This window comes from Microbulbifer mixtoriginis (SeqCode), from assembly GCF_052467235.1.
The window spans coordinates 2,488,836-2,505,614 of sequence record NZ_CP174305.1; the positions used below are offsets into that span (position 1 = coordinate 2,488,836).

A 16,779-nucleotide genomic window follows, 5' to 3' on the forward strand; every position below is an offset into this window, starting at 1 on the left:
GAACATCCGGTATTAGAGGGATCAATCTTGGGCCGGATGATAACCGGGAAGGGCTAGGCGTGTCCGGCCTGTGAACCGAGCCCTGAGAGGTCGATACCGTGTCGAGCGGCAGCACTTTGCCAGCGTTTTTGCACTGGGGTGGCAAACAGGATTTCGGGTTCTGCCGGTAGAGTCAGCCAGGCGTTTTCCGCCAGTTCCTGCTCCAATTGTCCTGGCCCCCAGCCGGCGTAGCCCAGCGCTAGCAGCACATCGTCGGGGCCATGTCCTGAGGCCAGTGACTCGAGAATATCCCTGGAAGCGGTAAGACTGATTTCCATATTGATTTCGCTCGTCGAGTCGAAATGTACGCCGGCACCGTGTAGGACAAAGCCCTGCTCGGGAGAAATAGGCCCGCCCAGCAGGACAGTTTCATCGCCACGTTGGCTGGAGTCCTTCAGCGACAGCTGCTCAAAAACCTCTCGCCAGTGCACTTTGCTGGGGGCGTTGATCACTATGCCCATAGCCCCCTCTTGGCTGTGCTCAACAATTAGAGCGATGCTGTGCTTGAAGCGCGGGTCCTCCATGCCGGGCATGGCCAGTAGGAATTGGCCGCGCAAGCTGCCATGGGTTAGGTCGCTGTCAATGTTCGAATTGGGCATAGTTGGATTCTAGGTCGCTTGCGTGCAAGGCAAGTTTAGCCGCGCTCGGGCAGCTCACCTGCGGTAGTGGAGAAGCCAGTTAAATCGAAGCGCCAGGTGCGGATAATTTCGAGGCGGTCAGCCTCCTTGCGAATCTCTGCTGGGAAAGGCGCAAAGGGGGCTGCCAGGCGTACAATCTGTTGGGCGGCATCGTCGAGGATTCGCTCTCCCGAAGAGTCCAGAATCATGACTTCCTCCACCGCGCCTGTGGGCAGCAAGCGCACCATCATGCGCAGGCTGCCAGTGATTTTCTGCTGCAGGGCTTCCGCGGGGAAGTTGTCGCTACCTATTGCTTCCACCTTCTGGCGCCATTCGTGCAGATAAGCGGCATCTGCAGAGGCCTTGGTTGCCACTGAGGTCAGGCGCCGCACTCGCGGGCGCTGGGCAATAGTTTGGCGAATTTTATCCAGGCGCGCTTGCAGGCTGGCAATCTTTGGATTTGTCCTGGCTAGATCATTTGGTGCATCGCCGCGCTTCTCTTCGGAAAACTTGTCTTCAGCGGGTAGCTCCGGGGCCTGCAGAGGGCTGTCGCCGATGGTGGTGATCAACTGGCGGCGCTGGTCAGCAGGCCGTGCGGCTTGCTGCTGTGGTAGAGGATTCACATCGTGAATTTGCGTATCGGCAAATTCGGCGCGACGATTGCTGGACAGCTCCTTTGGGGTATCTGCCGTGCCGCTGGCCTGCTGGTTGTGTTGGGCCAGGTAGTCGGCATCTTCCGGTGCTTGTGGCGAGTTATATTGTGACAGAGTAACTTCCAGGGTTGGTGCGGCTTGCCGCCCTTCAGGTTCGGCAAAAGCCACACCAAAAATCAAAAGCGCGTGAATGGCGCCAGCGAGAAACAGCGAGAACGTAAAACGCTCGCGCTGGTCTGCATAATTTGGCGTCGTGTTGGCGGTGGAATTCATTATCTATTATCGGTTACTGCTTATATCTTGCCGAGCGTAACGCTCGGCATTCCCATCCGGCCCGTTCACTGGTGGGAGTCATTCAAGTTAAAGGCGCAGTTTAGCGCTTTTGTGCCAGACGGTGTGTGATGGCGCTCATTAGTCGCGCACCGATATAAGTATCGTAGGCAGTATCAATCTCACGCACACAGGTTGGGCTGGTGACATTAATTTCCGTGAGGTAATCACCGATAACATCCAGACCGACGAATAACAGCCCTTTTTCCTTCAGGGTGGGGGCGACTTGTTCGACGATCCATCGATCTCGATCAGTCAGTGGCCGCGCTTCACCACGGCCACCGGCGGCTAAGTTGCCGCGAGTTTCACCCGCCTCGGGAATTCTGGCTAGGCAGTAGGGTACGGCTACACCATCGACAACCAGAATGCGCTTATCGCCATCTTTAATTTCGGGAATATAACGCTGCGCCATGATTTGCTGGTGGCCGTGCTGGGTGAGCATCTCCAGAATGGCGCCTAAATTAGCGCCGTCCGGTTTGCAGTGAAAAATACCTGCGCCACCCATGCCATCGAGGGGTTTGAAAATGACATCCCGATGGGTCTTATGAAACTCCCGCAGGCGCTGCATATCCTTGCTGACCAATACAGGCGGGCAGCACTGGGGAAAAGTCGTTGCAAAAATTTTTTCATTACAGTCCCGCAGAGACTGCGGTTTGTTAACGACTAATGCACCTTCGCGTTCAGCCGCTTCAAGGATGTAAGTGGAGTAAATGTACTCATTATCGAAGGGGGGGTCGATACGCATTAAAATGGTATCGAGTTCTCCAAGGGGCATCTCCCTGGCTTCTTCCAGGCTAAACCAACGCTCGGCATCGTCAAATACCCTCAGTGGTCTGCCCTTACCAATGGCGCGGCCATTGTCCAGATACAGGTCGCTTTGCTCAAAATAAAACAGCTGGAAACCGCTGTCTTGTGCGGCCTGTAACAGTGCGAGTGTCGTATCTTTCTTAAAATTGATCTGGGCGATGGGGTCCATCACCACACCGAGGGAGTAATTCATCTTAGCTTCCGTAGTTGAAGGGATTTTTGATCCCGCGCCGCGGTGGTTGTGGCTGATTGAAATGTTGCCACTGCCAACTTGTAGGGTGGATAAGGTAAGAGCAGCTTCGTCTAGGTGCAACTTAATTAGATAAGTTGTCTGGATTGGCAATAAAAAGTGGTGATTATTTGCACCATAAGGTCTGCGGTGCTTCAGCGCGGCTAGATTCACCTGGGGTTCTGTGATAAAAGTTCCACCCAGTGTGCGATCTTGGCAAAGAGAGACACCCAGGCCCCGCAAGCGGCTCAAAAAAGGGTGCAGATAAAAAATTTTCGCGTGCCCGAAAATAAGTAAACAGGGGATTCAATAAAGACTATGGAGCTTAACTGGGAAAGTCTGACTGTAATGGTGATTGACGACAGTAAGACAATTCGCCGCACTGCCGAGACTCTGCTACAAAAAGCAGGTTGCACGGTCGTCACTGCTACAGATGGTTTTGATGCGTTGGCGAAAATCGCGGACTCCCGTCCCGATGTTATTTTTGTCGATATCATGATGCCGCGCCTGGATGGCTATCAGACTTGTGCGCTGATTAAAAACAACAGTGAATTCCGCTCCACTCCAGTAGTGATGTTGTCGAGCAAAGATGGTTTGTTCGACAAAGCGAAAGGCCGCGTTGTTGGTTGTGATCAATATCTGACAAAGCCATTTAGTAAAAGCGAGCTGCTGGGAGCAATTTCCGCTCACGCAAAGCCGCACCACGCAGCCTAAGTAATCACTAACAAAAAGGGTCTGATTTTTTGGGCCAACCCCTTCGCTCTTTGGGGGGGATGAATTAACAGACATACCGTTCACCACATCTGCCTGTGGTGGAAGGTTCTGTAGTCTGGCAGTGCATTGGCAGTAAGTGCAGACTTGGCACATGCCATCAAAATAAATACAACAAATCGCCAAGCACTGTCATTTATTGAGCAGTTGCCAATTCGAAGAAGTCATGGGGGAAATGATGGCAAGAGTATTAATAGTTGATGACTCTCCTACCGAAACACACAAGCTGACCACAATACTTGAAAAGCATGGCCATTCGGTAATCACCGCGCCCAATGGTGAAAATGGTGTGGATGTTGCACGCAGTCAGCGACCAGATCTGATTTTGATGGATATTGTGATGCCTGGGTTAAATGGATTCCAGGCCACACGCCAGCTGAGTAAGGATGGCAATACCGCGGGGATACCGATCATTATGGTGACTACCAAAGATCAGGATACCGACCGGGTTTGGGGTATGCGCCAGGGCGCAAAAGCTTATCTCACCAAGCCCGTTGATGAGGGCAAATTGTTGAGTGCAATTGGGGAGGTGTTGGCCTGACGGCCAGCTGCTCAGCGTGCAGTCACAAACCCCCTATCTAGCACTTGTTGATATCGCTCGGCGAGCTAAAGCGCAGGCCACCGGCCTGCCCGGCCGCCGAGAAATCAAACCCTATTGGACCGGAATCGGTTTCTCTTTACTCGGCCACAACTTCGTCGCCTCAATGGATGATGTTGTGGAATTGCTCGAAGTGCCGCAGCACACCTTTATTCCCGGCGTTCAGCCCTGGGTAAAAGGTGTTTCTAATGTTCGCGGCCGCCTGTTACCCCTGATTGATCTCGCAGCCTTTTACGGCGGCCACCTCTCGGGCCAGCGCCAACAGCGCAGGGTTCTGGTGTTGGAGCGGGAAAAAACCTACGTGGGGTTGATTGTCGACAGGTTGCACGGAATGCAGCATTTGGCATTTGAATATGCCCGTGAAGCACCAACAGATTTAATTGAGCCATTTGCGCCGATGGTGCATGGCCAGTTTATTTTACAAAAGGACCGGTGGCTGGTGTTCGACATGCGGGCTCTGCTCAAAGACCCTCATTTCATGGATGCTGCCACTCGTTAAGGTCCGATTGAATTTTCGGCATCTCGCAGCTTTTGAGATGTTGGGGGGACCCTAAAGCGGTGCAGGGATATTCGCACTGGCTGAGGGCCATTGTCATTAAAGCGTTAAATATTCAGTGGTATTAAACCGGCCTAATGCTTGGGCCCGCTAGGAGTAAACTATGAAAACAGGCTCCCAGAGCTCCTTTTCCGCGTTTCGCAGTAACCCTGCTGCGCTGGGTTTGGGTCTGCTGGTACTCGCCGTACTGGCGGGGCTGATTGTCAGTATCTATTTGGTGCAGACCCGCAGTGATCGCGATAAAGAGTACCTACAGCAAGTTGCTGAACTTCGAGCACTTTCCTATCAGCTGGTCTCCTATGCACCGGCGGCCACTTCCGGAGACGACGAAGCGTTTGCCGAGCTGGAAAAAGTTTCCGGGCAGATGGCTAACGCCTGGAATCAGCTGCAGGGAATGGATAAAGGCAGCCGCAGGGCGCTGGACGCTGAGCTAGCGACTTACGGTACCGTTTGGCGTAAGTTGCGCGAGCAGGTAGAAACGATTACCGGTAACAAAGAAACGATTATCTTCCTGAACGATGTTGCCACCACTTTGAGTGACTCCCTGCCGGAATTGCAGGCTGAGCACAACAATATTGTGGAAATTCTGCTAGCTAATAATGCCCCCGCTAATCAGGTTGAACAGGCTCAGTTACAGGTATGGCGGGCTGAGCGAATCGGTCGAAACATCGACAAGATGCTGCAGGGTGATGACGATGCCGAAGGCGCAGCCGACCAGTTTAATACCGATGCTAGCTTGTTCGGTAAAGTGGTAGATGGCATGAAGAGCGGTGATGTAGTGATGGGTATCTCCCGCATTACCGATGAGGAAGCGCGCCGCTCGCTCGATGAAATTACCGAACTGTTTGAATTTGTAAGTTCGTCTGTTCGCGAGATCTTCGAAGCAACCCCGGCACTGTTTGCATCACGTCAGGCAACCAACGGCATTATTGCATCCTCGCCACAGCTGCTTGAGGCTCTCAGTACTCTGAACGACCGTATTGTGAACCTGGCCGATGAACGTCAGCCAAACAATATGACTATTACCATTTTGGCTGCAGCATTCGTGCTGTTAATTTTTGCCATGATGGGAATGGCCTTCTCCGGTACCCGCCGCAGCCTGATGGAAGAAGCCGAGACCAATGAGCGCAACCAGCAGGCGATTATGCAGCTGCTGGATGAGCTTGCTGATCTCGCCGATGGTGACTTAACCACCTCCGCAACGGTAACCGAGGCCTTTACCGGTGCGATTGCAGACTCTATCAACTTCACCATCGACCAGTTGCGTGTGCTGGTATCTCGAATTAACGGCACCGCACAGGAAGTATCCGGGCTTTCTCAAGAAACCCAGCAGACAGCTCTGCATCTTGCCGAGGCTTCCGAGCATCAGGCTCAGGAGATTGCCGGGGCCTCTGCCGCGGTGAACGAAATGGCGGTCACCATTGACCAAGTATCTGCTAACGCCTCCGAATCTGCTCAGGTTGCCGAGCGCTCGGTACAGATCGCCAGCAATGGTTCCAAAGTGGTACAGAACACCATTAAGGGCATGGATAATATCCGGGAGCAGATTCAGGACACCTCCAAGCGGATCAAGCGCCTGGGTGAATCTTCCCAGGAGATCGGCGATATCGTAAGTCTGATTAATGACATTGCCGACCAGACCAACATCCTCGCACTGAATGCTGCCATTCAGGCGAGTATGGCGGGTGACGCCGGTCGAGGCTTTGCCGTGGTTGCGGACGAGGTTCAGCGACTGGCGGAACGCTCTGCCGCGGCAACCAAACAGATTGAAGGCCTGGTAAAAGCGATTCAGTCTGACACCAACGAGGCGGTAATCTCCATGGAGCAGACCACCACAGAGGTGGTACGTGGTGCACGTTTGGCACAGGACGCCGGTGTTGCGCTGGAAGAGATCGAGAATGTATCCAGCAACTTGGCCTCTTTGATTCAAAACATCTCCAACGCCGCCCGCCAGCAGGCTTCCTCTGCTGGCCACATCTCCAACACCATGAACGTGATTCAGGAGATTACTTCGCAGACCTCTGCCGGTACACAGGCGACTGCTCAGTCTATTGGTAATCTGGCGCAGACCGCCAGCGCCCTGCGTGAATCTGTTGCCGGCTTCAAACTGCCGCAAGAGGAGAGCGTGGAAACCAATAGTGAAATGTACGACGTGGAGTTGCCGGAGATGGATGCGGAAACTTTCACGCTCGACAGTGAGGAAAGCAACTCCTTGGAGTCCCGTGAAGACCGGGCTCTGGCCTAACCCACAAAATAAAGCCCGGCGCCTTCGTTGGCTGCCGGGCGGAGAGGGCGCACGGAGCAATTTCCGCAAGATTGCGAACCCTGGATCGCTTCGGGTAGAGCGCCTGCATAGAGAATGAATTATTGGGGACTTGGCGTGAGTCACGACAATCCGAACTTCATGGCCCTGGACTGGCTGATAGGCGAAATTAACGAGACTCTGGCACAGGCACGCCAGTTCCTCGAGACTTTCGCAACGGATCCGCAAGCCGGTGAGACCCTGCTGCAGAACAGCTTGTCCCTGGTGCACCAGGTACACGGTAGCCTGCATATGGCGCAACTCAATGGTGCGGCGATGCTGGCTGAAGAAATGGAGCAATTGCTTCAGTCACTGGCCGGTGGCACCGTTGAAAATACCGATGAGACGCGCGAATTTATGATGCGCGCCCTGCTGGAATTACCTCTCTATTTAGAGAAGGTTTCTTTTCAGCGCCGTGATAATGCGGTGCTGTTGCTGCCCCTCCTCAATGATTTACGCGCGGTGCGCCGCGAGCGCCTGATTACCGAGGGCGCACTCTTTTCCCCGGACCTCACTTCATCGAATCGCATCACCGGAAAGCGCCAACCTTTGACTGCAGACAATGTGCGCTTGCAGGAGCTGGTGGGCAAGTTGCGCAAGATGTATCACGTTGCCGCAGCAGGGCTAATCCGCGATGTAAACAGTGGTGAGAGCCTCTCTTACCTGGTGAAAATTGTCGAGAAGTTGCAGCTGCTCTACAGCGGTAGTCGGCGGCAGTCTCTGTGGGAAGTATTACTGGGTATCCTGGAAGCCCTGGCAGAGCACCGTATCAATGTGCAACCAGCATTGCGCCATCTGCTGCGCCGGGTCGATGTAGAGTTCCGCCTGCTGCAGGGTCGCGGTGCCAGAGTACTGGATGCCGAGCTGGATGCAGACTTCCTGAGCAACCTACTCTTCTACGTTTATCTGGCCGGTCCAAATGGTAGCCGTTGCCAGGAACTGTACCAACGCTTTGCCCTGGATAGGGCAGTGCCGGGCACGCCCCGCCCAGATACAGAAGATGTCTTGGCCATGGGGCCTGAAGCATTGGGTACTGCAATAACTGCACTGCGTGAAGAGTTGCAGCTGGTGCGTGAGGCGCTAGAACCCAGTGGCGCAGCCTCCGAACTTCCTCCCCTCAGTGAGACTGCTGCTATCGCCAAGCGGATTGCAGACACCCTCGGCGTTTTGGGTCTCGAAGCGCCGAGAGGTCGTGCCCGCGGCATTTATGAGTACCTACGCGATGCTTCGCGCGGCACTGATGTCGAAGAGTACCTGATGCGCGCCGCAGGTGAGCTGGTGCAGCTTGACTCAGCCCTATCGGCTGCTGTCGACCGCAATAAGCGCGGTGATAACGAACAGCCGATTATGGGGGATGCTACAGATTCGGTGCTGCGCGAAGCGCGCCTGGGCCTGGAGGCGGTTAAAGAGGCGGTCATGGAGTATGTGGCCAGCCACTGGGATATCAGCTATCTAAGCCGCGTACCCCAGCGCCTGCAAGAGGTATGTGGTGGCCTTGAAATGGTGGGCTACCAGCGTGCGAGCAAAATTATTGCCGCTTGTAATCGCTTTATCAGCGATGCACTGATCGACCGGGCAGAGCAGCCGGAATGGCGAATGCTCGATACCCTGGCCGACGCGATCACCAGTGTCGAATACTATCTGGAACGCCGAGTTGAAGGCCTGGATGATACCGAGATGTTGCTGGCTCTGGCGGAAGACAGTGTCGCGAACCTTGGCATTTCCTTTACTGATGCTGAGGTATCTGCGGAGGAGGCTGAGTCCGTCCACGAAAGCGCGGTGAGTGAAGAGGACAACGCTGGACTTGAGTTATTTTCACCGGAGTTTTTCGATAGCGCAGACACCGACAAAGATTATCGTGAAGAGCAACTTCTCAATGTTGTCTCTGCACCGGCTGAGCCTGAGACCGAATCCGTACCTAATGTTGAACAGCCAGTGGAGAAAACACTGGATCTGCAGCAAGTGGAAGCCCCTGCTGCGGAAGAAGCTAACGAGTATGAAGACAACTGGTTCTCAACAGTTGAAAGTACTGTCGAGCCTGAGACTCTTTCCGAGGCCCCGGCGGTAGCTGCAGAAGAAGAAATTTCTGTAGCTGTGGCAGCAGGCAGCGAAGATGAGTCGTCACCTAACGAAGTGGAACCGCTTGCAGAAACTGGGTCAACCTCAGAGCCTGTTGAGAGCGAATCGCAAGAGTTAGTCGATGATAGCGAGAGCTTGATCGATGATGAGATCATCGAAATTTTCCTCGAAGAAGCCAGCGAAGTACTCGCGCATATCGGCAATTATTTTCCGGAATGGGCCGCTAATTTTGCCAACTCAGACGCCCTGGTGGAGTTCCGCCGTGGCTTCCATACCCTGAAAGGCTCCGGCCGTATGGTCGAGGCGCTGGATATCGGTGAGTTGGCCTGGTCCGTGGAAAATATGCTTAATCGGGTAATCGATGACAGCATAAAGCCTGAGCGCGCCCATGTGCTGTTAATTGAGCGGGTATATCAGAAGCTGCCATCGATGATCGAGGCATTCCGTCTCCACAAGAGCGATCCGGACAAATCCCTTACCCTGCAGTTACAAGCCTGGGCGGAGCAGCTCAGCCAGGGGCATATCCCCTCGGAACTGCTGGTCGAAGATGCCAATACCGCAGCTACTGCAATCGTTGAGGAAGAAGAATGCAGCGACGAGCGGGCACAGTTGTGGGAGATCTTTGCCCAAGAGGCCGATACCCATCTGGGTGTCGTTGATGACTACCTTGCAGACATGCGTGCTGCGGCTCCGGTTTACGGTGTACCCAGCGACCCCCTGCACCGAGCCCTGCATACCCTGAAGGGCTCTGCCCATATGGCAGAGGTCAAGGTGGTGGCCGAAATGATGGCGCCTCTGGAGCGCTTCGCCAAAGAGCTGCGTATTTACCAGGTGCCCATCGATGCGGATATCTTCGAGCTGATTGGCGATGGCGCAAATTACGTGCGTCAGGTTTTGGCACAGATCCGCGCTGCAGAGCCCATTGAGGTTGAGAGGGCCGAGCAATTCCTTGCCCGTGTTGCCGAGTTGCAGGAACGTTCCGTAGGTCACCTGATCCGCGAGCGCGAAGCGAATGAGCCCAGAGCAGTAGATCCTCAACTTCTTGAAGTGTTGATGGCAGACGGTATGCGTGTCCTGCTGGATGCGGATCAGATGCTCAATCAGTGGCGTGCAAACCCTGCCGATAAATCTCAGGTGAGTGAAGTTGCCGAAGAGCTCAATACCCTGCAGGAGGCCGCCAGCCGCGCTCAGCTACCGACCCTGGCAGAGCTGGCACAGTTACTGCTGGAGGTTTATCGCAAAGTATTGGCCGATCAGCTAGAGGAAGAACCCGCCTTGTGGGCTTCCCTTGAACAGGGGCACAACGAGTTACTCGATCTAGTGGATGCTGTCGCCGCTGCCCAGGACTTACCTGAGGTTAGTGAGGCGGTAGAGGAAGCCTTGCGCTATCTGGCCGAAGGCGAAGTGAGCGAAGATGTACCAGAGGATGACTACGACCTGAGCGAATTGGGTATCGAGGCACAAACTCTCGACCCTGAAGTTGGAGAGGCTGCAGAGGTTTCTGATCTAGAAACTGAAAATATTGAAGAGCACTCAGTTTCCGTCGACGAGGTGCAAGCCTCCGTACTGGAGTCGATTTTTGCCCCCACCGCTGAGTCCGTTTCTGCGACTTTGCCTGAGGTAGAGTTAGAGTCCGCGCAATCAACGGAAGTTGAAACTGTCGATGCTCCAATGGTGGAGATGGTAGACAAGAGCGCTGTGGAATCCGTGGACGTCTCACCCGAGCCAGTCTTGGATGACCTCTATGACGCACTGTTCGAGGTGGCCGAGACTACAGACATCTGCGCTGACAAGACAGCTGAATCTGAACAGAGTGCAGTAGAGCCTGCTATTGAGGCTGTGGAGCCTGTTCACCAAGCGCCTACTGTGGAAGTGGTATCAGAGTCACAAGCTGGGCTGAGTATTGCCGAACAACAGCGCCTGTTGGCGGATATTGATCCCGATGTGGTCGATGTCTTTATGGAGGAGGCTGGCGATCTTACCGACGAGCTGGAAGAGCTGATCCAGGCTTGGGAAGACACACCAGAGAGTGGTGAGCAGGCTGAGGCGCTCAAACGGGTGCTGCATACCTTCAAGGGCGGTGCCCGCATGGCCGGCCTTATGGGGCTTGGTGAAGTTGCTCACCGCTTTGAAACAGCGATTGAGGGCATGCGCGATATTGTGAAACCCTCCGCACAATTCTTTAGCGAGGCGCATTTCACACATGACCGTATTGCCGAGGGAGTAGAAACCGTTCGCGCCTGGATGGCAGGTGAGCAGTTGGAGGCCTTTGTTCAACTGACCACTACCGATTGGGCTGACATTCAAAACCCGCTTGGCAATGTGTCTGACCCTGTCACTCAAGCTATCACGGAGGAAGTACCTCCAAGTGTTGATGCTGAGCTTGTGACTGTTGCTGATGAGTCCATCATTGTCGATAAACGGGAGCCACTGTCCGCAGAAAGCGAGGAGCGTCCTGAATCTGAGCAGCGACTAGAGCCCTCTGGGTCATTGCCGCAGCCAGTACAATCTTCTGATGCCGGCAATGTTCTGCCATTTATCCGCAAGCCCGAGGGTGTGGAAAATGAGGTGGCGGCTCCCACCAGGAACCAACCACAGGAAATGGTTCGGGTTGCCGCTGAGCTTTTGGAAGAGCTGGTGAACCTCGCTGGTGAAACCGCAATCTCCCGAGGCCGTCTCGAAGAGCAGATGAGCGAGTTTGGTCTGGCCCTCGATGAGATGGATTCAACCCTGTTGCGTCTCAATGAGCAGCTGCGTCGTCTGGATCGTGAGACCGAGGCACAAATCTTGTTCCGCCAGGAGCAGCTGGCTGAGCAGGATGGTGATTTTGACCCGCTAGAGATGGACCGCTACTCATCTATTCAGCAGCTGTCCCGCTCCCTGCTTGAGTCCACTTCTGACTTGATGGAGCTGCGCTCCACCCTGGATAACAAAGCCCGCGATACCGAGACACTGTTGCTGCAGCAATCCCGTGTTAATACCGAGTTGCAAGAGGGGTTGATGCGCAGTCGCATGGTACCTTTCTCACGCTTGGTGCCCAGGCTGCGTCGTATTGTGCGCCAGGTGAGTGCGGAGCTCGGAAAACAGGTGGAGCTGGTGTTCTCCAACGTCGAGGGGGAACTGGACAGGTCCATGCTGGAACGTATGGTGGCACCTCTGGAGCATATGCTGCGCAACGCGGTAGACCACGGCATTGAAATGCCTGATGCACGCCGCGCGGCAGGCAAGGCCGAACGCGGTCGCATCGATGTGGCTCTGGCTCGAGAAGGCAGTGAGGTGGTGCTGACCATTCGCGACGATGGAGCAGGGGTGAACCTGATCCGCGTGCGAGAAAAGGCTGTGGAAAATGGCCTGATGCGCCCGGATGCGGAGCTCTCCAATAGCGAGATATTGCAGTTTATTCTCCAGGCAGGTTTTACCACTGCGGAAAAAGTTACCCAAATTTCCGGCCGTGGGGTCGGTATGGACGTGGTTTCCGCCGAACTCAAACAGATCGGTGGCAGCGTGCATATCAATTCCGAGGCGGGTGCCGGCACGGAATTTGTAGTGCGCCTGCCGTTTACAGTATCGGTCAACCGCGCACTGATGGTGAAGATTGGCGAAGACCTGTTTGCTCTGCCGCTCAACACTATTGAAGGTATCGTACGCCTGAGCCCCTTTGAGCTGGAGCATTACTACCGCTCTAGCGATGCCCGCTTTGAATATGCAGGCGAGCTGTATGAGGTGAACTACTTTGGCACCCTGCTGAAGTCTGGTGCCCAACCGAAGCTCAGTGTTGATGATATGCAATTACCAGTATTGTTAGTGCGCTCCGAGGGTCACGCTATGGCCCTGCAAGTGGATGCTATCCGCGGCAGCCGCGAGATTGTTGTGAAGAGTCTTGGTCCACAGTTTTCTGGGGTACAAGGAGTTTCTGGGGCAACGGTAACTGGTGATGGCAGTGTGGTGGTGATTCTCGATGCCCATGCCCTGCTGCGGCGTCAGGCAACCCAGTTAGCACGCCCGGATATCCCACAGCTGCAGTTACAGGTAGAAGAGCAGCCCGAGCGAGAAGAACGCCAGCAGACTGTAATGGTGGTGGACGATTCCGTAACGGTACGCAAGGTAACCACACGCTTCCTGGAGCGCGAGGGGTATCTGGTCAGTACCGCCAAAGATGGTCAGGATGCGGTGATTCAGCTGCAAGATAAGGTTCCAGATCTGATACTTCTGGATATCGAGATGCCCCGTATGGATGGCTTCGAAGTGGCGCGGCATATTCGCTCCAGTAGTCGCTTGCGAGATATCCCCATCGTGATGATTACTTCCCGTACCGGTAGTAAGCACCGTGATCACGCTATGTCTCTCGGAGTCAATCACTACCTGGGTAAGCCCTACCAGGAAGACGTATTGCTGGAGGCTATTCGAGAATATGCCGGCACTTCGGCCGTTGGCAGTTGAGCGAATACCAAGAAATGAAATATTGCATGCAAGAGGTAGGCAATGAGTGAAGTTGAAGCGCTGCCGCTAGATGTTCCCCAGGAGGTGAGCAGCCTGCTGTTGCCGCTACAACAGGGCCAGATGTTGGTTCCTGTAGAAAGCCTTTCCGAGGTGATCGCTGTGCAGGTACCTATGGCAGTATACGATGTGCCTGAGTGGTATCTGGGGGACCTCATTTGGCGTGAGCAACGCCTGCCGCTGTTGTCTTTTGATGTGATGCGTGGCGAAGCACTGGGCGGAACCTCAGATAATGCTCGTATCGCGGTGCTGAGTAGCGGAAACCCAGATGGAGACCTGCCCTATTTTGCTCTTATATTGCAGGGGACACCGCGTTTAGTAAGGGTGACCCAGGAAGAACTAGTGCTACGGGAGCAAACCCTGAGCCCAGGGGAGCTAATGCACGTGGCACTTTTAGGTGAAGAGGCCGTCATTCCCGATCTGCAGAGCGTAGAGCGTGCCTGCCTTAGGTATAGAGAGTCAGAATAGTGGCGTAATAGCGCGGATGTCTCTTGTATGACAGGTGATAAGAGAGAAAACAATAATCAATAAAAGAAAAGGGGCCATGGGCCCCTTTTCTTTTATTGGTATGCCCACTCATTAAGTGGGCTTATGGCAGGGATGCCGTATCTTAGAAAAGCTCTTCGGGTGGTGGCTCACTCGATCGGTCCCGGCCTGGCATCTCATCGTCGGAGTATCTGGTGCGATAGGGGTTGTAGGCCTCGCGCCCGGGTACCCTATTGGTGCGGAAGATCTCAAACATGCCGCCATAGGAGGTACGTAGGCCGTTCTTGGGGTTGATACGCACGGTCGTTATGCTGTCTGGCTGGGGCAGGTGACGCTCGGGCAAGCCCTCCAGGGCAGTACTCATAAAATCTATCCAGATAGGCAGTGCCGCAGAGCCACCGTACTCATTTTTACCGAGTTCGCCGTAAGAGTCGAAACCGACCCAAGCACTGGTGGCTAGGTAGGGGCTATAACCTGAGAACCATGCGTCGCGCGGGCCGTTGGTTGTTCCCGTCTTGCCAGCAATATCACCGCGCTTCATAGCGAGGGCGCGTCGGCCGGTGCCTTTTTTGATCACATCCTTGAGAATGGAATCCATGATGTAAGCCGTCTCCGGGGTCATGGCGCGCGGTGCCAGGGGGCGTGCCTGGGGCTTGGATGAATCCAGTGGGCCAACCGGGAGTACTTTCAGCTCGGGAGGCTCTTTGCCTTGGTCCGGGCCCTCTTCACCGGGTTGAATTGCCGCTAGGTCGAGTGGCTCCTGATTATTGAATCCTTGGGACTCACTGCCAGGCTCAGGACAGTCATTGCACACAGTGAGTGGTAGGGCCTGGTAGAGGGTTTCGCCATTTACATCTAAAACCCGGTCAACAAGATAGGGTTCCACTCGATAGCCACCATTGGCGAAAGCTGCATAGCCACGCACCATTTCCAGGGGCGTCAAGGCCGAGCTGCCCAGTGCGATGGTGAGGTTGCGCGCCAATTTGCTGCGGTCAAAGCCGAAGCCCTCGACAAAGCCGAGGGCGTAATCGAGCCCCAGTGCCTGCAGCAGGCGAATGGAGACCATGTTACGTGACTTATACAGAGCCATACGCAAGCGGGTGGGGCCAAGGAAGGTGCCACCATCATTCTCCGGGCGCCACACGTCCTGCAGGTTGGTTTCCTCGAAGATTATTGGGGCATCGTTAATCACACTGGCGGCGGTATAGCCGCGCTCGATAGCCGAAGCGTAGATAAATGGCTTGAAACTGGAGCCCGGTTGTCGCGCCGCCTGTGTGACGCGATTGAAGTGGCTCTGGCGGAAGTCATAACCACCGACTAAGGCGCGTATGGCGCCGTCTTGGGGATCAATGGAGACTAGGGCTCCCTGGGCCGATGGCACTTGGGTTAGCTCCCATTCCTCAGTAATTTGTGGCTCCAGGGGGCTGGAAGAAACTTCTTCGGGCTCTGCAAATGGATCGGGGTTGGGTGTGTCTTCAAAGGCGCTAGCAAGTTGGGCTGCCCCACCTGCGCTGGTAGGTTCGCCCTGGGAGCCGATAACCTCAGTGTGCTTAATCTCAATGCGGCGCAGGCGCACCACATCACCAGGTGCAAACATCTTCTCAGCAGACTGTAAGCGTGGCCCTCGTGAACTTTCAGTAATATAGGGACGAATGGAATCGAGCCCATTCTCCCAGGGAACCTCGACCACACGGCGGTCGCGCAGCTGTACTTGCAACAGCTTTGGCTCCACCGCAGTGACTACCCCAGGCTCAAGCCCACCTAGCACAGGGATTTCATTGAGCAGATCAATCAGTTGGTCACTGTCATGCAGCAGTTCCGGTGGCAGTCGCTGCTCCGGGCCACGATAACCGTGGCGAGAATCATAGGTTTCGAGGCCGTGTTGCAGTGCCCTGCGCGCCTGGTCCTGCAGGCGGCTGTTGACCGTGGTGATGACCTGATAGCCATCGGTGTAGGCACTGTCGCCAAAAAGCTCAACAGCTTCTTTGCGCGCCATTTCGGCGATATAGGGGGCATCCAGATCCAGATCGCGGCTGTGGTAGCTGGCGGTCACCGGTGCGGTAATGGAGTGCTTGTACTCATCCTGATCGATATATCCCAGGTCGAGCATGCGCTTCAAGATCCAGTTGCGGCGCACCAGGGCCCGAGTGGGGTTGGCGATGGGGTTGAAGGTGGAGGGGGCCTTGGGCAACCCCGCCATCATTGCCCATTGCGCCATGCTCAGGTCCTTGATGTCGCGACCGTAGTAAACATGTGCGGCAGCTTGAAAGCCATAGGCGCGGTTACCCAGGAATATTTTGTTGATATAGAGTTCCAGAATCTCATCTTTACTGAGTTCGCGCTCAATTTGCAGTGATAAGAGAATCTCATTGAACTTGCGGATAAAACGCTGCTCACGGCTCAGGAAGAAATTGCGCGCCACCTGCATGGTTAAGGTACTACCACCAGACTGAATTGAGCCGGTCTGCACCAGCTGCGAGGCTGCCCGCATCAAACCCTTAATCGAAACCCCACTGTGTGAGTAGAAGCTCGCGTCCTCTGCTGCCAGTATTGCCTTGATAAATGGTTCTGGCGTTTGTTCGATGGTGATAGGGTTACGGCGTTTCTCGCCAAACTCGCCTATCAGTTTCATGTCTTGTGTATAGACGCGCAGAGGGGTCTGTAGGCGAATATCCCGCAGGCTTTCGACTGAGGGCAGCCCGGGTTTCAGGTAGAGGTAAATGCTGGCGAAAACCATGGCTGCGCCGGCTGCTCCGGCGAGACAGAGCCAGAGCAGCGCTAGTAGACGATTTCGGGCTTTTACTGTCATGAAACT

10 protein-coding genes are annotated in these 16,779 nt (G+C 54.8%); 6 read left to right on the forward strand and 4 right to left on the reverse strand.

What is annotated here, in order from left to right:
* Positions 1-53: 53 nt before the first annotated feature.
* From ACJJIO_RS11045 to gshB, 3 genes are all read right to left on the reverse strand, one after another.
* Positions 54-638 (reverse strand): YqgE/AlgH family protein, encoded by a 585-nt coding sequence (locus ACJJIO_RS11045; protein ID WP_252084180.1) that lies wholly within the window; start codon positions 636-638, stop codon positions 54-56.
* A 35-nt stretch (positions 639-673) separates the two neighbouring features.
* Positions 674-1,582 carry an energy transducer TonB gene (locus ACJJIO_RS11050; protein WP_444883442.1) on the reverse strand — a complete coding sequence of 303 codons (909 nt, stop codon included), beginning with the start codon at positions 1,580-1,582 and terminating at the stop codon, positions 674-676.
* Between the two features lie 100 nt (positions 1,583-1,682).
* Positions 1,683-2,639 (reverse strand): glutathione synthase, encoded by a 957-nt coding sequence (gene gshB / locus ACJJIO_RS11055; RefSeq protein WP_444910989.1) that lies wholly within the window; start codon positions 2,637-2,639, stop codon positions 1,683-1,685.
* Between the two features lie 354 nt (positions 2,640-2,993).
* Here gshB and pilG point away from each other — a divergent pair, with 354 nt between their 5' ends.
* From pilG to ACJJIO_RS11085, 6 genes are all read left to right on the forward strand, one after another.
* Positions 2,994-3,389, forward strand: a complete 396-nt coding sequence (gene pilG / locus ACJJIO_RS11060) for a twitching motility response regulator PilG (protein ID WP_020413651.1) — start codon at positions 2,994-2,996, stop codon at positions 3,387-3,389.
* Between the two features lie 235 nt (positions 3,390-3,624).
* A complete protein-coding gene (pilH, locus tag ACJJIO_RS11065; protein WP_252084182.1) occupies positions 3,625-3,987 on the forward strand; it encodes a twitching motility response regulator PilH in 363 nt (120 codons plus the stop codon).
* A gap of 16 nt (positions 3,988-4,003) precedes the next feature.
* Complete coding sequence (locus tag ACJJIO_RS11070; protein WP_444883443.1) at positions 4,004-4,543, forward strand: chemotaxis protein CheW; 540 nt, start codon at positions 4,004-4,006, stop codon at positions 4,541-4,543.
* Positions 4,544-4,703: 160 nt separating this feature from the next.
* On the forward strand, positions 4,704-6,845 hold the full coding sequence (locus ACJJIO_RS11075; RefSeq protein WP_252084184.1) for a methyl-accepting chemotaxis protein: 2,142 nt from the start codon (positions 4,704-4,706) through the stop codon (positions 6,843-6,845).
* A 135-nt stretch (positions 6,846-6,980) separates the two neighbouring features.
* Positions 6,981-13,421, forward strand: a complete 6,441-nt coding sequence (locus tag ACJJIO_RS11080) for a hybrid sensor histidine kinase/response regulator (protein WP_444908501.1) — start codon at positions 6,981-6,983, stop codon at positions 13,419-13,421.
* Positions 13,422-13,463: 42 nt separating this feature from the next.
* Complete coding sequence (locus ACJJIO_RS11085) at positions 13,464-13,946, forward strand: chemotaxis protein CheW (protein ID WP_444908502.1); 483 nt, start codon at positions 13,464-13,466, stop codon at positions 13,944-13,946.
* Positions 13,947-14,088: 142 nt separating this feature from the next.
* Here the strand turns inward: ACJJIO_RS11085 and ACJJIO_RS11090 are convergent, their stop codons facing one another.
* Positions 14,089-16,773 (reverse strand): penicillin-binding protein 1A, encoded by a 2,685-nt coding sequence (locus tag ACJJIO_RS11090; RefSeq protein ID WP_444908503.1) that lies wholly within the window; start codon positions 16,771-16,773, stop codon positions 14,089-14,091.
* Between the last annotated feature and the right edge of the window lie 6 nt (positions 16,774-16,779).